The sequence below is a fragment of the Alphaproteobacteria bacterium genome (assembly GCA_030740435.1).
Classification (GTDB): Bacteria; Pseudomonadota; Alphaproteobacteria; order UBA2966; family UBA2966.
This window is the reverse complement of record JASLXG010000074.1, coordinates 1-20280: the sequence shown is the minus strand read 5'-3', so window position 1 is coordinate 20280 and position 20280 is coordinate 1. Positions and strand designations below refer to the sequence as shown.

Below are 20280 nucleotides of genomic sequence, written 5' to 3'. Positions count from 1 at the left end.
GGTGTAGATTCAGCGTCGTCTCGAAACACGTCCCGTCCCCGGGGGCGGGGGTTCCTCATGGCGCTACACGAACTTCTGGCCCGGTCGGCCGAACTGGAAGCGGCGGGGCAGGGCGGCCAGGCCATGGCGCTCTGCCAAGAGATCCTGGTGCGCGAGCCGGACAACCTGGAAGCCCTGCTGCGGCTTGGCGGCCTGCAGGCCGCAGCCCACCAACTCGAGGCGGCGGCCGAGTGCTTCGCGGCGCTGCTGCGCCATCATCCCAACCACGCCGAAGCTCTGGGAAAGTTGGGTGTGGTGCAGGCCGAGCTGGGCCTGGCGGCGGCGGCCCGGAGCAGCCTGGAAAGCGCGGCCGAACTCGATCCCGAGGCGGCACTGGTGTTCAGCAACCTGGGCCACCTGCTGTTTCGCAGCGGCGATTTCACGGCCGCCGCCGAGCGCCTGCAACGTGCCGTCGAGCTCGATGCCGAGCTCGATATCGCCTGGTCCAACCTGGGTGACGTGCAGCGCGAGCTGGGCTGCTGGCAGGAAGCCGTAAGCTGCTATCGCCGGGCGCTCGAGCTCGACCCCGACAACGGCGGCGTACTGGGCAACCTGGTCTACGCCTTGATGACGCTCTGCCGCTTCGCCGAACTGGAAGCGGCAACCAGCGAGCTCGACGCCTTGGCGGCGGCGGCCCTGGCGGCCGGCCAACCCAGCCCCATCGATCCCTTCCTGGCCTGCTTCCTCGATCTGCCCCCGGCCGACTTTCAGCGCCTGGCCGGCGACCGCGCCGGCGCCATCGCCGCCACCACCAGCCCTGGGGCGGGCAGCGATGAGGGCCGTCCCCCCCTCTCGCCCCGCCGCGCCCAGCGGCTACGCATCGGCTATGCCTCGGGCCAGTTCGCCGGCCACGCCACCGGCCACCTGGTGCAGGACATGTTCCGCCACCACGACCGCGGGCGCTTCGAGATCATCGGCTACGGCCTCAAACCCAGCGACGGCTCCGAGCTGCGCCGACGCATCGTCGCCGACATGGACATCTTCCACGACCTCTCCGGCCACTCCGACCGCCAGGCCGCCGACACCATGCGCCGCGACCGCCTCGACGTGCTGGTCGACCTGGACGGCTTCGTCAGCGGCAACCGGGCCCGCATCTTCGCGCTGCGGGGCGCGGCGCTGCAGGTTTCCTATCTGGGCTTTCCCGGCACCACGGGGGCGGCCTACATGGATTACATGATTGCCGACCACCGGGTGCTGCCGCCCGAAAACGAGGCCTTCGTCAGCGAGGCGCCGGTTTTGCTGCCCGAGAGCTACCAGGTCAACAGCTACCGCGCCATGGCGCTGGGGCCAATGCCCGGGCGGGCCGAGCTGGGGCTGCCCGAGGGGTTTGTTTTCTGCTGCTTCAACGTCTCACGCAAGATCGACGCCGCCAGCCTGAGGCTGTGGCTTGACATCCTCGAAGGTCTGCCCGGGGCAGTGCTGTGGCTGCTGGTGGATCACCCCGAGACCCTGGAGAATTTACGCCGTGAGGCCGCGTCTCGGGGTTTGGCCGGCGAGCGCCTGATCGCCGCCCCGCGCCTCCAGCCCGAGGCCCATCTGGCACGCTGCCAGGCGGCCGATCTTTTTCTCGACACCATCACCTGCAACGCCCACACCACGGCCAGCGACGCGCTGTGGGCCGGGGTGCCGGTACTGACCTGCCCCGGCGCCAACTTTTCCGCCCGGGTTGGCGCCAGCCTGGTGGCGGCGGCCGGAATCGATGAACTGATAGCCGCATCGCCGGCCGAGTACGAAGAAACGGCGTTGGCGCTGGCCCGTGACCCGGCTCGTCTTCAAGACCTGCGCCGGCGCCTGCGGCAGGGCCGCGAGAGCTGCGCGCTTTTCGACACCGCCCAATTGGTCGGCCACCTGGAAGCCGCCTTTGCCGAGATGGTGGCGCGCCAGGACCGTGGCCAGCCTCCGGCCCGCATCGCGCTTTAGAACAAAAAATACCCGCCGTCGATCATGAAGGTTTCGCCGGTGTGGTAGGCCGAGGCGTCCGACATGATGTAGACGGCGATGGCGCCGAAGTCCTCGGGCTTGCCCCAGCGCCGCATGGGGATGCGCGGCAGCACGGCATCTTCGAATTTCTTCCAGGCGAAAGCGTCGGCCGTCATGGCGGTTTCGATCCAGCCCGGCAGCACGGCGTTGACGGTGACGCCGTAGCGCGCCAGGCCGACCGCCATGGCCCGGATCATCGAGATCAGGCCGCCCTTGGTGGCGGCATAGTGCTCGTTGCCCGGCGCGCCGGAGACGGCGGCCAGGCTGGCGGTGCCGATGATACGGCCGCCCGGGTCGCCGGCCTGGGCCCGTTCCGCCATGTGCGCCGCCGCCGCCTGCATGGTGTAGAAGGCGCCGTCCAGGTTGACCGAGATGATGCGGTGCCATTCCTCGGCCGTGATGTCGAGGATGGTCTTGCCCCGGGTGCTGGCACCGGCATTGGCGAAGCAGGCGTCGATACGGCCGAACTCGGCGATGGTGCGGGCCATGCCGTCCTTGACGGCTGCCTGGTCGACGACGTCGACGGGCAGCGCCAGCGCCTTGGCGCCGGCGGCCTCGAGCTGGGCCACGGCGGCGGCGTTCTTTTCCTCGTTGCGGCCCCAGATGCAGACGTCGGCGCCGGCCTGGGCCGCGGCCTCGGCCATGCCCAGTCCGATACCGCCGTTGCCGCCCGTGACCAGTGCCACCTTGCCGCTGAGATCGAAAGCCTGATAGGTCATGCTGCACCGTTTGTTCGAGTGGGTACTAGATGGACGCCAACCGCCGCCGGCCATGCTAAAAGAGGCGGCAGCCGTTGGATAGGGAGTAGGAGTCCGTGGCGAAGGAAAATTTCCGGACGGCGTCATGACCGTGCTCGAGAGCAGCCTGGATCCGCGCAGCGAGAGCTACGCCGAAAACGCCGCCCACATGGCTGGCCTGGTCGACGACCTGAGAAAGCAAATCGGCCGGATCAAGCTGGGCGGCGGCGAGAAATCGCGAACGCGGCACCTCAAGCGCGGCAAGCTTTTGCCGCGTGAGCGCGTGCGCCGGCTCCTGGATCCGGGCTCGCCCTTCCTCGAGCTCTCGCAGCTCGCCGCTCACGACATGTATGGCGACAACATCGCCGGTGCCGGCATCGTTACCGGCATCGGCCGTGTCGAGGGTACGGAATGCGTCATCGTGGCCAACGACGCCACCGTCAAGGGCGGCTCCTACTTTCCCCTGACGGTGAAGAAGCACCTGAGGGCCCAGGAGATCGCGCGCTTCAACAACCTGCCCTGCATCTATCTCGTCGATTCGGGCGGCGCCAACCTGCCCCAACAGGACGAGGTCTTTCCCGATCGCGAACACTTCGGCCGCATCTTCTACAACCAGGCCACGCTGTCGGGCGCCGGCATCCCGCAGATCGCCGTGGTCATGGGCTCGTGCACGGCCGGTGGCGCCTACATCCCGGCCATGTCGGACGAATCCATCATCGTGCGCAAGCAGGGCACCATCTTTCTCGGCGGGCCGCCGCTGGTGAAAGCCGCCATCGGTGAAATCGTCACGCCGGAAGAACTGGGCGGCGCCGACGTCCATTCCCGGACCTCGGGCGTCACCGACCACTATGCCTTGGACGACCGCCACGCCTTGCGCATGGCGCGCCGCGTGGTGGCCAACCTCAACCGCCAAAAAGCCCCCAACTTGACGCTGGCACCGGCCCGCGAGCCGAAATACGATCCGGCCGAGCTGCACGGCCTTATCCCTAAGGACGTGCGCATCCCCTATGACGTGCGCGAAGTCATCGCGCGGCTGCTCGACGGCAGCGAATTCGACGAATTCAAGAAACTCTACGGTGTGATGCTGGTCACAGGTTTCGGGCGCATCCACGGCTATCCTGTGGGCATTGTGGCCAACAACGGCGTGCTGTTCTCGGAATCGGCACTCAAGGGAGCGCACTTCATCGAGCTATGCTGCCAACGCGGCATACCGCTGATCTTCCTGCAGAACATCACCGGCTTCATGGTCGGGGCCAAATACGAGGCCGGCGGCATCGCCAAGGACGGCGCCAAGATGGTGACGGCCGTGGCCTGCGCCAACGTACCCAAGATCACCATCATCATCGGCGGCTCCTTCGGGGCCGGCAACTACGGCATGTGCGGCCGGGCCTACGGCCCGCGGTTCCTCTGGATGTGGCCCAACGCGCGCATCTCGGTGCTGGGCGGCGACCAGGCCGCGGCCGTGCTGGCCCAGGTCAAGCGCGACTACATGGAGGCCGACGGCGAGGACTGGCCGGCGGCCGACGAAGAGACCTTCAAAGAGCCCATCAAGGCCCAGTACGAGAGCCAGGGGCACCCCTACTACGCCTCGGCCAGGCTCTGGGACGACGGCATCGTCGATCCCGCCGACACCCGCATGGTGCTGGCGCTGTCGCTTTCGGCGGCGCTCAACCAGCCGGTCGAGAAGACCAATTTCGGTGTTTTCAGGATGTAGAGGTAGGTTGAGGAAGTCAGGGCCAAGCGGCTGCGTCAAGGGAGACTGATCGCATGAGCGTGGGCAAGGTACTGCTGCAGCAGGATAGCGAGGGCGTGGCCACCATCATCCTCAACCGGCCCGACGTTCACAACGCCTTCGACGACGAGGTCGTCGCCGATCTCATGAAAAAACTCGACCAGGTGGCCGCGGACGAAGAAACCCGGGTGGTGGTCATCACCTCGCGCGGCCAAACCTTCAGCGCCGGCGCCGACGTCGAGTGGATGAAGCAGGCCGCCGGCTTCTCGGAGGAGGAAAATTTCGCCGACGCCCGCCTTCTGGGCCGCCTCTTGTACCGCCTCAACTCGATGCCGCTGCCCACCATCGCGCTGGTCCAGGGCTCGGCCTTCGGCGGCGGCGTCGGCCTGATCGCCGCCTGCGACATCGCGGTGGCGGTCAAGAGCGCCAAATTCGCCTTCTCCGAAGTGCGCCTGGGCCTGACGCCGGCCACCATCTCGCCCTACGTCATCAGCGCCATCGGCACGCGCCAGGCGCGGCGCTACTTCATCACCGGCGAGAGCTTCGATGCCAAAGAGGCCAAGCGCATGGGCTTGGTGCACATCGTGGTCACCGACGGCGGCGAGATGCTTGCCGCCCGCGACCGCTTGCTGCGCCATATCCACGAGGCCGCGCCCAAGGCGGCGCGGGCCGCCAAGGACCTGGTGGCGGCGGTGCGGGCGCGGCCGGTCGACGACGCCATGATCGAGGACACGGCGCTGCGCATCGCCACGCGCCGCGCCAGCGCCGAGGGCATCGAGGGCCTCAGCGCCTTCCTCGACAAGCGCAAGCCGGAGTGGTAGCACGGGTCTTCTGTTTGTAAGCTCCGGTTCCCCATGTTCGACAAGATCCTCATCGCCAACCGCGGCGAAATCGCCTGCCGCGTGATACGCACGGCCCGCCGCCTGGGGGTGCGCACGGTGGCCGTTTATTCCGAAGCCGATGCTGCTGCCGTGCACGTCGAGATGGCCGACGAGGCCTACCTGATCGGGCCGCCGGCGGCCAACGAGAGCTACCTCAACGCCGGCCGTATTCTCGAGGTGGCGCGCCACGCCGGGGCCCAGGCGCTGCATCCGGGTTACGGTTTCTTGTCCGAGAACGCCGAGTTCGCCGAGGACTGCGCCGCCGCCGAGCTGGTCTTCATCGGCCCGCCCGCCGCGGCCATCCGCGCCATGGGGCAAAAACACGCCGCCAAGGCCCTGATGGCCGAGGCCGGGGTGCCGGTGGTGCCGGGCTATCACGGCGAGGATCAAAACGACAAGGTGCTGGCCCGGGAGGCCCAGGAAACCGGCTACCCGGTGCTGATCAAGGCCTCGGCCGGCGGCGGCGGCAAGGGCATGCGGCTGGTCACCGAGGCCGACGCCTTCGCCCGCGAGCTGGCTGGCGCCAGGCGCGAGGCTCGTGGCGCCTTTGGCGACGAGCGCATGTTGATCGAGCGTTTCGTCTCGGGTCCGCGCCACATCGAGGTGCAGGTCTTCGGCGATGCCGAGGGCAACGTCATCCATCTTTTCGAGCGCGATTGCTCGTTGCAACGGCGCCACCAGAAGGTGGTCGAGGAAGCGCCAGCGCCGGGGCTGCCCGAGGCCATGCGCCAGGCCATGGGCCAGGCCGCCGTGGCCGCCGCCGCGGCCATCGGCTACCAGAACGCCGGTACCGTAGAGTTCATCGTCGACTCGGGCGCCGGCTTCGACGAAGCAAAATTCTATTTCATGGAGATGAACACCCGGCTGCAGGTCGAGCACCCGGTGACCGAGATGACCTGCGGCCTGGATCTGGTCGAATGGCAGCTCAGGGTGGCCGCCGGCGAGCCCCTGCCGCTAAGCCAGGACCAGGTGACCAGCCAGGGCCACGCCATCGAGGTGCGGCTTTATGCCGAGAACCCGCGAAAACGCTTCCTGCCCTCGCCCGGCCGCCTGGAATGGCTGCAGATGCCGGCCGAGGGGCCGCACGTGCGGGTCGACGCCGGCGTTGTCCAGGGCGATCTGGTGACGCCCTACTACGATCCCATGATCGCCAAGCTGGTGGTCTGGGAGCGCAATCGCAGCCAGGCCTTGCGCCGCCTCAAGCGCACGCTGGCCGACGTCCACCTGGCCGGCGTCATCACCAACATCGAATTCCTCGGCCGCATCGCCGCCCATCCGGCCTTTGCCGCGGGCGATTTCGACACCGGCTTCATCGAGCGTCATCTCGATGAATTGGTGCCGCCGCCCGAGCCCGCCCCCGACCGCGCCCTGGCGCTGGCGGCACTTCACGTACTGCTCAGCCGCGAAGCCGAGGCCCAGGTCGCCGCCGCCGCCTCTCACGATCCTTATTCGCCCTTCAACCGGGTCAACGGCTGGCGCCTCAACGACACCGGCCACGACGAGTTCGCCCTGGTCGATGGCGAGCGCGAAATCACCATCACCGTCCTCTACCCGCCCGGTGCCGAGGGGCTATATCTCCTCGAGTTGCCCGACGGCGAAGTCGAGGTCCAGGGAAATCTGGGCGAGGACGGCCGGCTCGAAGCTCGCGTCGCCGGCGTGCGCACCTCGGCCGGGGCCTGGCGCAGCGGCAACGACATCACCATCGTGGTCGAGGGCACCACCTACCGTTTGGGATTCCACGACCCGCTGGCGGCCGGCGAGGTCGAGGAGGACGGCGGCTCGACGGTGGCGGCGCCATTGCCGGGTCGCGTCGTCAGCCTGCTGGTCGAAGCCGGCGCCGAGGTCGACCGGGGCGAGCCCCTGGTGGTGATGGACGCCATGAAGATGGAACACACCTTGGCCGCGCCCATGAGTGGCCGCATTGCCGGCGTCCACGTGGCCGAGGGCGCCCAGGTCGAGGAAGGCACCCTGCTCATCGATTTCGAGGTCGCCGAGGACGAGGCCTGAAGGCGCGGGTGCCCTTCCGCGAGTTAATTGGTCCCCGAATTAATTAGTCCCAGTCCGCGAATTACTCAAAGTGGGGTAGGGAACCACAGAGGCACAGAGGCACAGAGATTCCGTAGGGGGCGACCCCGAATCTTCTCTGCGTCTCTGTGCCTCTGTGGTCAACCATCCGCTTCCCCCAGACTCCGCCCTCAAGGACAAAGCTGGCGCACCAGATCGGCGAAATTCTCGGCTTCGATGTCGAACTCGCCGGGCTCGCTTTCGGGCGGCAGGAATTCGTTGGGCTCGCTGAGGTTGGGCTGCAGGTTGGCGGTCCTCAGGCCGGCGGCGCGGGCGCCGCGCAGGTCGAAGGGATGCGCCGCCACCATCATCACCTGGTCGGGTTGCATGGCCAGCAGGCCAACGGCGCCCTGGTAGGATTCGGGCTCGGGCTTGTAGGCCGGTAGGAATTCGCAAGACAGGATCAAATCCCAATCGATGCCCGCGGTCCTCGACGAGCCCACCAGGATGGGCACGCTGAGGATCGAGAGGATCGAGACCACGTAGCGCTGACGCAGCGCCGCGATGGCCTCGGGCACTCCCGGCCAGGCCGGCATGCGGTGCCAGGCCCGGGTCAGATCGTCCTTCTCGGTCGGGCTTAGCGCGAGGTCAGCGAAGGCTTCGTCCATGCCGTCGAGCGCCTTCCTGTGCATGCCGTCGGCGTTCATGACCTCAGCCTCACCCTTATTCATGGCCACCAAGTGGCCGAACATGGCGGCCCGCCAGGTGCGGGCGAAGGCCTCGGCGTCGACGGAGGCCCCCTTGGCCTGGGCGAGTTCGCCGACGGCGCCGATGATGGTGCTCTGCCAGTCGAAAACGGTGCCGCCGACATCGAAGGTGAGCGCCCGGATGCGGGAAAGATCTATGGTCACGGGTCCGATCCACTTTGTTTGTTTGCCAGCCCGGAAGGGCCGACGGTAACGCCTTATTGCCCCCGGCTGAAAGGGCTGTATTTTGGGGCCCCGAAAACGGCGGAAAATTCCATGGCAAGTTACCAATACATCTACGTGATGAACGGCCTGACCAAGGCCTTTCCCGGCGGCCGCGAGGTGCTGAAGGATATTCGTCTCTCGTTCTTCCCCGGCGCCAAGATCGGCGTCTTGGGCCTCAACGGCGCCGGCAAGTCGACGCTGTTGCGCATCATGGCCGGCATCGAGACCGAGTTCGCCGGCGAGGCCTGGCCGGCCGAGGGCGTGCGGGTTGGTTTCCTGGCCCAGGAGCCCGAGCTCGACCCGGCCAAGGGCGTGCTGGGCAACGTCATGGACGGGGTGGCCGAGACCAAGGCGCTGTTGGACCGTTTCGAGGAAGTTAGCGCCAAATTCGCCGAGCCCATGGACGACGACGAGATGAACGCCCTGATCGCCGAACAGGGCGAGGTGCAGGAACAGATCGACGCCCTCGACGCCTGGGACCTGGACCGCACCATCGAGATCGCCATGGACGCGCTGAGGTGCCCGCCCGGCGAGGCCGCGGTCGAGACGCTGTCGGGCGGCGAGCGCCGCCGCGTGGCCTTGTGCCGCTTGCTGCTCGAGCGCCCCGACATGTTGCTCCTGGATGAGCCGACCAACCATCTCGATGCCGAAAGCGTGGCCTGGCTCGAGCGCTTCTTGAAGGACTACCCCGGCACCGTGGTGGCGGTCACCCATGACCGCTATTTCCTCGACAACGTGGCCGGCTGGATCCTCGAGCTCGACCTCGGCCGCGGCATTCCCTTCGAGGGCAACTATTCCGGCTGGCTGGTGCAAAAGCAGGCCCGGCTGCAACAGGAAGGCCGCCAGGAGGACGCGCGGCGGCGCACCCTGGCGCGCGAGCTGGAATGGATCCAGCAGTCGCCTCGGGCCCGACAGGCCAAGTCGAAGGCCCGCGTCAGCGCCTACGAGGCATTGCTTTCGGAGGAGCACGAGAAGGTCCGGGCCGAGGCCCAGATCATGGTGCCGCCGGGGCCCAGGCTGGGCGATCTGGTGATCGACCTGGAGGGCGTCTCCAAGGCCTACGGCGACCAGTTCTTGATCGACGATCTTTCGCTACGCCTGCCGCCCGGCGCCATCGTCGGCGTCATCGGCCCCAACGGCGCCGGCAAAACCACGTTCCTGCGCCTGCTGACGGAGCAGGAGCAGCCCGACAAGGGAGCGGTTCGCATCGGCGATACGGTGGCGCTGGGCTACGTCGACCAGTCGCGCGACAGCCTGGATGCCGGCAAGACCGTGTGGGAGGAGATCTCCGACGGCCTCGACGAGGTCGAACTGGGCAAGCGCAAGATGCCCAGCCGGGCCTATGTCGGGTCCTTCAACTTTCGTGGCGCCGACCAGCAGCAGAAGGTGGGCCAGCTCTCGGGCGGCGAGCGCAACCGCGTACACCTGGCCAAGATGCTGAAATCGGGCGCCAACGTGCTGCTGCTCGACGAGCCCACCAACGATCTCGACGTCGACACGCTCAGGGCGCTGGAAGAAGCGCTCCTGGAGTTCGCCGGCTGCGTCGTCGTGGTCAGCCATGACCGCTGGTTCCTCGACCGCATCGCCAACCATATCCTGGCCTTCGAGGGCGACAGTCACGTCGAGTGGTTCGAGGGCAACTACGAGGCCTACGAGGAAGATTACAAACGCCGCCTCGGCGCCGAGGCCGAGCAACCCCACCGCATCCGATACAAGCCGCTGCACCGGGATTGAGGGCACCGAGCCGGGCAGCAGAATCAAAGCATGCGATCACATACTACCCGACAGGTTATATTACCTATTGGGTTATAGATAGGTATCGCCTACAATGGCCATCAGGAACATCAAGCACAAGGGATTACGGGAGCTGTTCCACAACGGCTCCCACCGCAGACTGGGCAAGCAATTCGCTGCTGCCGCGACCATGATTTTGGATCATCTTGGGGCGGCCGTGGATCTTGGCGATTGCGAAGATGTCTGGGGCTTTCACGAGCTCGAAGGAAACCGCAAGGGCACCTTCGCAATGATCGTCAGCCGCAACTGGCGGGTTACCTTCAAATATGAGGATGGAGAGTTCGCTGATTTGAATTTCGAGGACTACCATTGATACCGGTGGAACAAAGTGGAAAGAAGAAAGGAAACTTCATGTTGCCCAGAAATCGCAGACCCACGCCACCCGGTACGATTCTGCTCGAGCATTATCTCAAGCCGCGTGGCATCTCGATCAGTCGCTTCGCCCGGGCCATCGGCGTCAGCCAAAAGCACATGAGCAATGTGATCCACGGCAAGGTGCGGGTAGGCGTTAGCCTGGCCTACAAGGTCGGGGGCGTGCTCGGAACCAGCGCCGACCTCTGGCTCAACCTTCAGCGCGGCGTTGATCTCTATGACGCCAAGCAGAGCCTCGAAAATTGGCAGCCGACGGAGGTGTTTGTAGGCGAGTCTCAAAGCGCCGCGTAGCGCTGGCTGATTTGCCGTTCGCCGTCCGGCGCTAACCTTCCTCGCCGCGGACCTTCGAGCGCAACTCTTCGAGCAGGCTCTCGACCTTGCCGCCGCCGCGGCGGATGACCGAGGCGAAGGCGTCGCGCTGGGTGATGGCCATGCTGACGCCCTCGATGATGACGTCGACGATCTTGAAGTCCTCGCCGCGGCGGCGCAGCCGCCAGTCGAGGCGCACCGGCTTGCCTTCGGGGGGCACGATCTTGCTGGCGACGATGCGGTCGCGTTTGCGGTCGTTGCGCGTCTCGCCGACGACGACTTTCTCACCCGAATACTGGCCCAGGCGGGCCGAATAGGTGTTGACTATGTAGTCGCTGAAAAGCCGGCCGTATTCCTGGCGCTGGCTCTTGCTGGCGCGGCCCCAGTAGCGGCCCAGCGCGAAGCGGCTGATGGTGGCGACGTCGAAGCTCTCGATAAAGAGGCGGCGAAACTCTTCCAGCCGGCGCTCGGCCGGCAGTTCCTTGTCGGCCAGCACGGCCACGAACTCGTCGCCCAGCGTCTGGATGAAATCCGTCGCCCCCTCGTCGTCGGCGCGCGCGGCCCCGCTGGCGCCAAGCAGCAGGCCAAGCAACGCGAGGGGGACGAAGCGGCGAAGAAACATATGGCGCGGGATCTGGCTTATTCGGGCTTTGCTGAAGCGCGTTCGTCGCCGATCGCGTCGTCCATGTCAATGGAGATTTCGGGCATGGGTACGGTCGGTGCCGGCTGGCCGTTGCGGATCTCGTCGTTGCGGCGCTGCCGGTAGAGGCTGCGGATGGTGGCGTAGAGGTCGATGGCCGAACGCTCGATCTCGTCCAGGGTCTCGATGTTGCGCGACCGCGAATCGATGGCCCGGAGCGTAAAGCGTACGGCCGGTATCAGCGGCCGGTCGACGTTGCGGGCGTAATAGTAGACCGGGTCCATGAAGTAGTCGCCGACCAGCCCGAACGTGTCGCGCACCGGCGAGGGGCCGAGCAACGGCAGCACCAGGTAGGGCCCTTCGTTGACGCCCCAGGCCCCGAGCGTTTGGCCGAAATCCTCGTTGTGGAATTCGAGACCGCCGGCGCGTTCGTACGAGGCCACGTCAAACAGCCCCAGGATGCCGGCCGTGCTGTTGATGATGAAGCGGCCACCGGTTTCGCCGGCCCGCTGGAACTCGCCCTGCAAGAGGTCGTTGCCGAAGATCACCGGCGAGCGCAGGTTGTCGAGGAAGTTCTTGACCATCGAGCGGCCCACATCGGGCACGGCGTCACGGTAGATCTCGGCCACCCAGCGCAGCAGCAGCATATCCAGGCCGCGGTTGAGTTCGAAGAAATAACGGTTCAGCGGTTCCAGCGGATCGTTGGCGGCCTTGTACTCGGCCACCGCCTGGGCGTCATCGGAATCGGGGAACGAGGCACAGCCGGCCAGCGATCCGGCCAGGGCCAGCGTTGCCCCCAACATACCGACCAGCCACCAACGACGCAGTTTTACGCCCGTCAACATGGTGCTAGCGGGCTCCCCGTCTCAACTGTCTCCGCCTTGATCCGGCGTCCTTTTGTTTCATGCACGCGTCGCCCGTTCGGGTTGCCCACTCGCGTCGTTCTCCGTCCCGTTCCGATCCCGCTTCAGGGCCACCCTGGCGGCACTGCATGAACTTGAAAAAAGCTCACAGCACGCTTGCCAGGTGCAAGGCAAACATCGCCGCCCAGCCCCGATCGGATCAGGCACTTCGACTTTGTCAGTAGCACAACTGGCAACGCTTGGCCAGCCAGCCGTGGGCTTCCTGCCACAGGAAATGGGATTCTGTTGCTTTTTTGCCGCAAGTTCAAATCGCTCAACATATTGGGTGTGATCGATGTTGGGCCACAAAATATAGCCTAAAATCCAACGACCTTGACACCGGATTTCCAGGCGATCGGGGAGCCGCCCGAGGGCGGCGCAATATGATCTCGACATACATATAAATATATGTTTATATATGCGTATCTACACAGGACGGCATTGATCGATGAACCGCGAGGCTATGACCTGACATGGAGGCGCTGCTCAACGGGCTGCGGGCGGCCGGCGAGACCACCCGCTTGAGAATCCTGGCGCTCTGCGCCCGGGGCGAGCTCACGGTGACGGAGCTGACGCAGATTCTGGGTCAGAGCCAGCCGCGGGTCTCGCGCCACCTCAAGCTGCTCTGCGACGCCGGCCTTTTGGAACGCCTGCGCGAAGGCACCTGGGCCTTCTATCGGCTGGCCGAGGAGGGCGCCTGTGGCGAACTCGGCCGCACCCTGATTGCCTTGCTGCCGGCCGACGACGCGGCCCTGGGCCAGGATCTGCAACGGTTGCAGGCGGTCAAGCGGGCCCGGGCCGACGAGGCCAACGCCTATTTCCGGGCCAACGCCTCGTGTTGGAGCGAGATCCGCTCGCTGCACGTGCCCGAGGCCGAGGTCGAGGCGGCACTGCTGGCGCTGTTCGCCGACCGCGCCATCGACAGCTTCCTCGACATCGGCACCGGCACCGGCCGGATGCTGCAACTTTTCGCCGAGCAAATTCGCCGTGGCATCGGCGTCGACCTGAGCCACGACATGCTGGCGGTGGCCCGGGCCAGCCTCGAGGATAGCGGTTTGCACCACTGCCAGGTGCGCCACGCCGACATGTACCGCCTACCCTTTGCCGACGCTTCGCTCGACGCCGTGACCTTCCACCAGGTGCTGCACTTCGCCGACCAGCCGGCGGCGGCGCTGGCCGAAGGAGCCCGGGTGCTGGCGCCCGGTGGACGCCTGGCGGTGGTCGACTTCGCACCCCACGAGCTCGAGGCGCTGCGCCACGACCATGCCCACCGCCGGCTCGGTTTCAGCGATACCGAGGTGGCCGAATGGTTCCACGCCTGCGGCCTGGAACTGGGCCCCAGCGTGCGCCTCGAGGGCCAACCGCTGACCGTCGTCATTTGGCCCGGCCATGCGCCGGGCCTGGGCCCAGCCGTGGCGCCGCCGGCCTGGACCGAGGCCCGGCCATGAACCTGCTGGCCAACCGCCTGCCGCAACCCGAGGCCCAACCATGGCCGCCGGCCGATATCTCGGTCTCGTTCGAGTTCTTTCCGCCCAAATCGGAGAAAATGGAAGAGGCTCTGTGGCGGGCCATCCGCCGCCTTGAGCCGCTGGCACCCAGGTTCGTTTCGGTGACCTACGGCGCCGGCGGCAGCACCCGCCAGCGCACCCACGCCACTGTCCGTCGCCTGGTCCAGGATACCGGGCTCGAGCCGGCCGCCCACCTGACCTGCATCGGCGCCAGCCGGGCCGAGGTGGACGCCGTGGCCGAGGACTACTGGCAGGCCGGCGTGCGCCATCTGGTGGCGCTGCGGGGCGACGCGCCACAGGGACCAGCGAGCGAGGATCATTACCGGCCCCACCCACAGGGCTACGCCTACGCCGTCGACCTGGTGGCCGGGCTGAAGGCCGTGGCCGACTTCGAGATCACCGTCGCGGCCTATCCCGAAAGCCACCCCGAGGCGCCCTCGGCGGCATACGATCTCGACAACCTGAAAGCCAAGCTCGACGCCGGCGCCAGTCGCGCCATCAGCCAGTTCTTCTTCGACCCCGAGGTCTTCCTGCGCTTTCGCGACCGCGTCCGGGCGGCCGGCATCAGCGTGCCCCTGGTGCCGGGCATCCTGCCGGTGACCAACTTCACCCAAGTGGTGCGCTTCGCCGCTACCTGCGGCGCCAGCGTGCCGGGCTGGCTGGCCGAGAGCTTCGCCGGCCTCGAAGACGACCCCGAGACGCGCCGCCTGATCGCCGCCATGGTGGCCGGCGATCAGTGCCGCCGCCTGGCCGCCGAGGGCGTCGATGAATTCCACTTCTACACCCTCAACCGGTCCGAGCTGACCTACGCCATCTGCCACGGCCTGGGGCTACGGCCGGCGCCGCTGTGCCTGGCCGCGGAACGGGGCTGACAGCAACGCAACAGGAATCTACAGGGACAATATGACTGAACTGCTCGACCAACTGGCCAGCCGCGTGCTGCTTTGCGACGGTGCCATGGGTACCCAGGTGCAGGCCTTCGAGCTCGATCTCGAGGCCGACTTCCAGGGCCATGAGAATTGCGCCGAAATCCTCAACCTGAGCCGCCCCGACGTGGTCCGCGAGATCCACCAGGGTTATCTCAAGGCCGGCTCCGACATCATCCAGACCAACACCTTCGGCGGCTCGCCGCTGACCCTGGGCGAGTACGGGCTGGCCGACCAGGCCCATGAGATCAACCGCGCGGCGGCCGAGATCGCGGTCGCCGCGGTGGCCGAGTTCGCTGAGAACGGCAAGCGCCGTTTCGTACTCGGCTCGATCGGCCCCGGCACTCGCCTTCCCAGCCTGGGCCACGTCGATTACGACAGCCTGGAAGCGGCCCTCGAAGTGCAGGCCGCCGGCCTGGTGGCCGGCGGCGTCGACGGTATTCTTATCGAGACCTGCCAGGACCCGCTGCAGATCAAGGCCGCTGTCAACGGCGCCCGCCTGGCCCTGGCCGCCGCCGGGCAGCAGTTGCCCATCCTGGTGCAGGTCACGGTGGAGACCACGGGCACGCTGCTAGTGGGCTCCGAGATCGCCGCCGCCGCCACCGTGCTGCATGCCCTCGAGGTCGACAGCCTCGGCCTCAACTGCGCCACCGGCCCCCAGGAGATGGCCGAGCACGTGCGCTGGTTGAGCGAGAACTGGCCCAAGCCGATTTCGGTCCAGCCCAACGCCGGCCTGCCCGAACTGGTCGACGGCCAAACCCGCTATCCCCTGGGTCCCGACGAGATCGCGGGCTGGCTGGAACGCTTCGTGCGCGAGGACGGCATCAATCTGATCGGCGGTTGCTGCGGCACCGGGCCCAAACATATCGCGGCGCTTCGAGGTATGCTCGAGGGTCTGGCCGGCGGCGGCCCGGGTGTCGCTCCGGCGAGCCGGCCGGGAAGCTGGACGCCCTCGCTGGCCTCGCTCTACAGCCAGGTGCCGCTGCGCCAGGAAAACGCCTATCTCTCCATCGGCGAGCGCTGCAACGCCAATGGCTCGAAGAAGTTCCGCGAACTGCTGGCCGCCGAGGACTGGGACGCCTGCGTCGCCATGGGCCGCGAACAGGCCCGCGAGGGCTCCCACACCGTCGATCTCTGCACGGCTTACGTGGGCCGCGACGAGATGGCCGACATCGGCCAGGTGCTGGGCCGCATGCGCGGTGCCGTGCCGGCGCCGGTGGTCATCGATTCGACCGAGCTTCCGGTCATCGAGGCGGCGCTCAAGCTTTATGGCGGCAAGGCCGTCATCAATTCGATCAATTTCGAGGACGGCGAGCAGGCGGCGGCCGATCGCCTCAAGCTGGCGCGCCGTTTCGGCGCCGCCGTCATTGCGCTGACCATCGACGAAAGCGGCATGGCCAAGGAGACCGAACACAAGCTCGAGATCGCGCGCCGGCTCTACGATTTTGCCTGCAAGCAGCATGGCTTGCCGCCCGAGGACCTGCTGATCGACCCCCTCACCTTCACCGTCTGCACCGGTAACGAAGACGACCGGCGCCTGGCGCTCAACACTCTCGACGCCATCGAGGCCATGGCCGCCGAGATGCCCGCCTCGCAGATCATCCTGGGCGTTTCCAACGTCTCCTTCGGGCTCAATCCGCCGGCCCGGCACGTGCTCAACTCGGTCTTCTTGGCGCAGGCCCTGGAGCGCGGCATGACCGGCGCCATCGTCCACCTGGCCCGCGTCATGCCGCTGCACAAGATCCCCGAGAACGAACGCAAGATGGCCGAGGATCTGATCCTCGACCGCCGCCGTCCGGCCACGAGCGGCGACGACGGCGACGAGGGATACGATCCGCTGATTTCGTTCATGGCGCTTTTCGAGGACCGCAAGTCGGCCGCCCAGAGCGAGAAAATTCGCCCCGAGGCCGTCGAGGAACGGCTCAGCCAGCGCATCGTCGACGGCGACCGCCAGGGCCTCGAGGAAGACCTCGACCTGGCCCTGACCGCCATGCCGGCGCTCGACATCGTCAACGACCACTTGCTGGCCGGCATGAAGGTGGTGGGCGAGCTTTTCGGCTCGGGCCAGATGCAGTTGCCCTTCGTGCTGCAATCGGCCGAAACCATGAAGGCCGCGGTGGCCTATCTGGAGCCCCATATGGACAAAAGCGCGGGCGCTTCCCGCGGTACCGTGGTGCTGGCCACGGTGCGCGGCGACGTCCACGACATCGGCAAGAACCTGGTCGACATCATCCTCACCAACAACGGCTACGAGGTCGTCAACCTGGGCATCAAGCAGCCCATCGCCGCCATTATCCAGGCCGCCCGCGACCACCAGGCCGACGCCATCGGCATGTCGGGCCTGCTGGTCAAGTCGACGGTCATCATGCGCGAGAACCTCGAGGAATTGACCCGCGAGGGCCTCGATCTGCCGGTCTTTCTGGGTGGCGCGGCGCTGACCCGGCGATATGTCGAGGAAGACTGCCGCCAGGCCTACGGCCCGGGCCGCGTGGCCTATGCCCGTGACGCCTTCGGCGGCCTCGACCTCGCCAACAAGGTGGCGGCCGGCAGCTTCGACGCCCACGTTTTGGGCGAAGCCCAAGCGCACGCCGCCAGGCCGAGCAGCAAAAAGCGCTTGGGCCAGACGCCCGAGGCGCCTCCCGAGCGACCCATCGATTGGACCGAGATCGAGCTCAGGCGCGATGAACTGGCTGCCGACGCCGAGGTGCCGGAGCCGCCCTTCCTGGGCGCCCGGGTGCTCGAGGAAGTGGCTGTCGAGGCGCTGCTGCCCTACCTCAACGAGCGTCTGCTCTACCAGTTCCACTGGGGTTTTCGCAAAGCCGGCCGCGACCTGACCGGGTTCCGGGCCTGGGCCGAAAGCGAGGTCAAGCCGATCCTGGTGCGGCTGCTGGAGACCTGTGCCGACGAGGGCATTCTCCAGCCCCGGGCGGCTTACGGGTTTTGGCAGGCAGCCGCGCAAGGCGACGATCTGGTGCTGTTCGCGGACGACGGCGCCGAGGCCGCGCGTTTTCCGCTGCCCCGCCAGCCGCGGCCGGGCGGGCTGTGCCTGGCCGATTTCGTGCGCGACGTATCGTCGAACCAGCGCGACGTGGTCGGCCTGCAGCTCGTCACCATGGGCCAGCAGGTGGCCGATACGGCGCGCCGCTGGTTCGCCGACGACCGCTACCAGGATTACCTCTATCTGCATGGGCTCGGCGTCGAGTTGACCGAGGCCCTGGCCGAATACGTCCACAAGCGCATCCGCGGCGAGCTCGGCTTTGGCCACCAAGACGCGCGCGAGATGGAGGCACTGCTGCGCCAGGGCTACCGCGGCGCACGCTATTCCTTCGGCTACCCGGCCTGTCCCAAGCTGGCCGACCAGCGCCAGATTCTCGCTCTTTTGGAGGCCGAACAAATCGGCGTCGAAATGGCCGAGGCGGACCAGCTCCACCCCGAACAGTCAACCTCGGCCCTGGTCCTCCACCACCCCCAGGCCAAGTATTTTTCGCTGTAGCCCCACGGGGGCGTTATCGGCGGGCACCGCCCTTTGCCGCCGGGCAAGGTCGGCCGCCCTCGCGCCCGCGGGCGCGGAAGCCTGCGTGGCGCCTGAACGCAGGCGGTCCCGCAGGGACCGCCGTCATCTCAAAAATTACTTTCGAAAAGCCCGCCATCGACCAGCAGGCTGTGGCCGGTGATGTAGCTGGCGTGCTGGCTGCAGAGGAAGGCGCAGGCCTGGCCGAATTCACCCGGGTTGCCGAAGCGCCCCGCCGGGACCTGGCTGGTCTGGCTGGCCGCTGCCTGGTCGACCGAGATGTTCTGCTTCTGGGCGTTGAAGGCGAGGCCGCCGCGCAGGCGATCCGTGTCGATGTAGCCCGGCAGGATGTGGTTGATGGTGACGTTGTGTTGGGCCACCGAACGCGCCACCCCGGCCATGAAGGCGGTGAGGCCGGCGCGGGCGCCCGAGGAAAGATCGAGGCCGAAGACCGGCCGTTTTACCGACACCGAGGTGATGTTGACGATGCGCCCGAAGCGGCGCTCGATCATGCCGTCGATGACCGCCTGGGCCAGCTCGATGGGGGTGACGAAGTTCATCGCCACGCCTTGCTGCATGCTTTCGCGGTCGAGCTCGCGGAAATCGCGAAAGGGCGGGCCGCCGTTGTTGTTGACCAGGATGTCGGCTTGCGGGCAGGCGTCCAAGAGCGCTTTTTGGCCTTCGGGCGTCGAGATATCGGCGATCACCGGGGTTACCTTGACGTCGCTTTCCTTGCCGATCTCCTCGGCCGTGGCCTGGGTGACCTCGGCGTCGCGGCCGTTGATCACCAGATTGACGCCGTTCTCCGCCAAGGCCCGGGCGCAGCCCTTGCCCAGGCCGCGGCTGGAGGCGCAGACGATGGCGTTGCGCCCGGTGATTCCCAGATCCATTTTTTTCTCCCTGCTGAAGTGCCTCTGGTGGGGATCCTTTTCTAGCCTGCCGCCGCTGGCCTGACAACGGAGGCGGGGCTAAGCTCTGCCGCCCCTCCGCCTTGCCCCGGTCCCCCTATGCCCACTGCCGCCATGATCCTCGCCGCCGCGCTGTGGGCCTCATCTTGGGTGGTCAACAAGTCGGTGCTGCCTTTCATCGGACCCAGCGAGGTGGTTAGCGGCCGCTTCGCCATAGCCGCCATCGTGCTCTGGGTCCTGGTGGTGCTGAGCGGCGATTTGCGCGCCATGCGCCAGGTCGGCTGGCGGCCCCTGCTCATGGGCCTCCTCGAGCCCGGCCTGGCCGGCCTCTTGATCACCTGGGGCATGACCATGACCAGTGCGCTCAGCGCCACCGTCTTCCTCAGCCTGATGCCGGTGCTGATGCCGCTCCTGGGCCGTCTGGTGCTGGGCGAGGCGGTGCGCCCGGTGGTCTACATCGGCACCGCCATTGCCTTCGCCGGCACGGCGCTCTTGCTGCATGGCCAAGCCGGTCACGGCGGCGGCTCGGCGCTGGGGAATTTCATCGTCGGGCTGGGCGTGCTGACGCTTTGTGTCAATCAGTTGCTGGCGCGCCGCGTGGCCCAGGCCTACGGCCGGCCGCTGCTGGTCACGGCCTGGCAGTTGACGGTCTCGGCGGCGCTGGCGCTTCTCGTCATGCTGACGCTGGAGCGCCCGGAGGCGCCTTATGCCGGGGCCGATGCCATGGTCTGGTCGTCGATCGCCTACATGGCACTCTTGGGCACCTGCGGCACGTTCCTGATCTACAATTACGCCCTTCGGCATATTCCCGTGGGGCGCATCAGCCTCTTCATCTGCCTCATCGCACCGCTTTCCGCACCCATGGCGGCCTGGTACCTGGGAACGCAGGTAACGGCCCTCGACTACACAGCCATCGTCATCGTACTGGCCGGCGTGTTGCTGCCGAACTGGCGGGCTAGGGCCTGTTGACATTTAAGGGATTCCCAAGAGCGTCAAAAAGTGATTCAAACTTCCTTTTGCAAGGAGGTTTTGATGAACACGGGACGTTTCGTCATCAGGGATGAGG

16 protein-coding genes are annotated in these 20280 nt (G+C 66.8%); 11 read left to right on the top strand and 5 right to left on the bottom strand.

Translation table 11 applies throughout. From position 1 onward, the window contains the following. Positions 1-57 precede the first annotated feature (57 nt). Positions 58-1959 carry a tetratricopeptide repeat protein gene (locus QGG75_08865; protein ID MDP6067349.1) on the top strand — a complete coding sequence of 634 codons (1902 nt, stop codon included), beginning with the start codon at positions 58-60 and terminating at the stop codon, positions 1957-1959. Here QGG75_08865 and QGG75_08860 read toward each other — a convergent pair. Further along, positions 1956-2738 carry an SDR family NAD(P)-dependent oxidoreductase gene (locus QGG75_08860; protein MDP6067348.1) on the bottom strand — a complete coding sequence of 261 codons (783 nt, stop codon included), beginning with the start codon at positions 2736-2738 and terminating at the stop codon, positions 1956-1958. The genes QGG75_08865 and QGG75_08860 overlap by 4 nt on opposite strands. A 124-nt stretch (positions 2739-2862) precedes the next feature. Between QGG75_08860 and QGG75_08855 the strand changes: the two genes are divergently transcribed. From QGG75_08855 to QGG75_08845, 3 genes are read left to right on the top strand one after another with little or no spacing between them, the layout of a single operon-like run. Continuing rightward, complete coding sequence (locus QGG75_08855) at positions 2863-4470, top strand: carboxyl transferase domain-containing protein (GenBank protein ID MDP6067347.1); 1608 nt, start codon at positions 2863-2865, stop codon at positions 4468-4470. Positions 4471-4523: 53 nt separating this feature from the next. Then, a complete protein-coding gene (locus QGG75_08850; protein MDP6067346.1) occupies positions 4524-5309 on the top strand; it encodes an enoyl-CoA hydratase-related protein in 786 nt (261 codons plus the stop codon). Positions 5310-5342: 33 nt separating this feature from the next. Further along, positions 5343-7376, top strand: a complete 2034-nt coding sequence (locus QGG75_08845) for an acetyl/propionyl/methylcrotonyl-CoA carboxylase subunit alpha (protein MDP6067345.1) — start codon at positions 5343-5345, stop codon at positions 7374-7376. Positions 7377-7564: 188 nt separating this feature from the next. Here QGG75_08845 and QGG75_08840 read toward each other — a convergent pair whose 3' ends face one another. Continuing rightward, entirely contained in the window at positions 7565-8284 is a 720-nt protein-coding gene (locus QGG75_08840) for an HAD-IA family hydrolase (protein ID MDP6067344.1), read from the bottom strand. A 111-nt stretch (positions 8285-8395) separates the two neighbouring features. On the opposite strand from QGG75_08840, the gene ettA reads away from it, so the two are divergent. The 3 genes from ettA (at position 8396) to QGG75_08825 (ending at position 10801) form a co-directional block, all read left to right on the top strand. Next, a complete protein-coding gene (ettA, locus tag QGG75_08835) occupies positions 8396-10078 on the top strand; it encodes an energy-dependent translational throttle protein EttA (GenBank protein MDP6067343.1) in 1683 nt (560 codons plus the stop codon). 94 nt (positions 10079-10172) lie between these two features. Further along, positions 10173-10451, top strand: a complete 279-nt coding sequence (locus tag QGG75_08830; GenBank protein ID MDP6067342.1) for a type II toxin-antitoxin system RelE/ParE family toxin — start codon at positions 10173-10175, stop codon at positions 10449-10451. A 38-nt stretch (positions 10452-10489) separates the two neighbouring features. Beyond that, the gene (locus QGG75_08825) at positions 10490-10801 is read left to right on the top strand and encodes a HigA family addiction module antitoxin (GenBank protein MDP6067341.1); all 312 of its coding nucleotides are present in this window, start codon (positions 10490-10492) and stop codon (positions 10799-10801) included. A gap of 31 nt (positions 10802-10832) precedes the next feature. Here the strand turns inward: QGG75_08825 and QGG75_08820 are convergent, their stop codons facing one another. Then, positions 10833-11441: an ABC transporter substrate-binding protein gene (locus QGG75_08820; GenBank protein MDP6067340.1), complete on the bottom strand. Its 609-nt coding sequence runs from the start codon at positions 11439-11441 to the stop codon at positions 10833-10835. A gap of 17 nt (positions 11442-11458) precedes the next feature. Further along, positions 11459-12304, bottom strand: coding sequence for a VacJ family lipoprotein (locus QGG75_08815; protein ID MDP6067339.1), 846 nt, complete (start codon positions 12302-12304; stop codon positions 11459-11461). Positions 12305-12834: 530 nt separating this feature from the next. Between QGG75_08815 and QGG75_08810 the strand changes: the two genes are divergently transcribed. From QGG75_08810 to metH, 3 genes are read left to right on the top strand one after another with little or no spacing between them, the layout of a single operon-like run. Next, a complete protein-coding gene (locus tag QGG75_08810; GenBank protein MDP6067338.1) occupies positions 12835-13809 on the top strand; it encodes a metalloregulator ArsR/SmtB family transcription factor in 975 nt (324 codons plus the stop codon). Further along, positions 13806-14741 carry a methylenetetrahydrofolate reductase gene (metF, locus tag QGG75_08805; protein MDP6067337.1) on the top strand — a complete coding sequence of 312 codons (936 nt, stop codon included), beginning with the start codon at positions 13806-13808 and terminating at the stop codon, positions 14739-14741. Before QGG75_08810 ends, metF begins: the two co-directional genes overlap by 4 nt. Before the next feature lie 31 nt (positions 14742-14772). Next, positions 14773-18288 (top strand): methionine synthase, encoded by a 3516-nt coding sequence (metH, locus tag QGG75_08800; protein ID MDP6067336.1) that lies wholly within the window; start codon positions 14773-14775, stop codon positions 18286-18288. A gap of 128 nt (positions 18289-18416) precedes the next feature. Here the strand turns inward: metH and QGG75_08795 are convergent, their stop codons facing one another. Next, positions 18417-19196: an SDR family oxidoreductase gene (locus QGG75_08795; protein ID MDP6067335.1), complete on the bottom strand. Its 780-nt coding sequence runs from the start codon at positions 19194-19196 to the stop codon at positions 18417-18419. A 132-nt stretch (positions 19197-19328) separates the two neighbouring features. On the opposite strand from QGG75_08795, the gene QGG75_08790 reads away from it, so the two are divergent. Further along, positions 19329-20183: a DMT family transporter gene (locus QGG75_08790; protein MDP6067334.1), complete on the top strand. Its 855-nt coding sequence runs from the start codon at positions 19329-19331 to the stop codon at positions 20181-20183. Positions 20184-20280: the final 97 nt, after the last annotated feature.

Bases quoted from the DNA above. Each gene is read 5' to 3' on its own strand.
- QGG75_08865 (MDP6067349.1), top strand. From the start codon at position 58: ATGGCGCTACACGAACTTCTGGCCCGGTCGGCCGAACTGGAAGCGGCG.
- QGG75_08860 (MDP6067348.1), bottom strand. From the start codon at position 2,738: ATGACCTATCAGGCTTTCGATCTCAGCGGCAAGGTGGCACTGGTCACG.
- QGG75_08855 (MDP6067347.1), top strand. From the start codon at position 2,863: ATGACCGTGCTCGAGAGCAGCCTGGATCCGCGCAGCGAGAGCTACGCC.
- QGG75_08850 (MDP6067346.1), top strand. From the start codon at position 4,524: ATGAGCGTGGGCAAGGTACTGCTGCAGCAGGATAGCGAGGGCGTGGCC.
- QGG75_08845 (MDP6067345.1), top strand. From the start codon at position 5,343: ATGTTCGACAAGATCCTCATCGCCAACCGCGGCGAAATCGCCTGCCGC.
- ettA (MDP6067343.1), top strand. From the start codon at position 8,396: ATGGCAAGTTACCAATACATCTACGTGATGAACGGCCTGACCAAGGCC.
- QGG75_08830 (MDP6067342.1), top strand. From the start codon at position 10,173: ATGGCCATCAGGAACATCAAGCACAAGGGATTACGGGAGCTGTTCCAC.
- QGG75_08825 (MDP6067341.1), top strand. From the start codon at position 10,490: ATGTTGCCCAGAAATCGCAGACCCACGCCACCCGGTACGATTCTGCTC.
- QGG75_08820 (MDP6067340.1), bottom strand. From the start codon at position 11,441: ATGTTTCTTCGCCGCTTCGTCCCCCTCGCGTTGCTTGGCCTGCTGCTT.
- QGG75_08815 (MDP6067339.1), bottom strand. From the start codon at position 12,304: ATGTTGACGGGCGTAAAACTGCGTCGTTGGTGGCTGGTCGGTATGTTG.
- QGG75_08810 (MDP6067338.1), top strand. From the start codon at position 12,835: ATGGAGGCGCTGCTCAACGGGCTGCGGGCGGCCGGCGAGACCACCCGC.
- metF (MDP6067337.1), top strand. From the start codon at position 13,806: ATGAACCTGCTGGCCAACCGCCTGCCGCAACCCGAGGCCCAACCATGG.
- metH (MDP6067336.1), top strand. From the start codon at position 14,773: ATGACTGAACTGCTCGACCAACTGGCCAGCCGCGTGCTGCTTTGCGAC.
- QGG75_08795 (MDP6067335.1), bottom strand. From the start codon at position 19,196: ATGGATCTGGGAATCACCGGGCGCAACGCCATCGTCTGCGCCTCCAGC.
- QGG75_08790 (MDP6067334.1), top strand. From the start codon at position 19,329: ATGATCCTCGCCGCCGCGCTGTGGGCCTCATCTTGGGTGGTCAACAAG.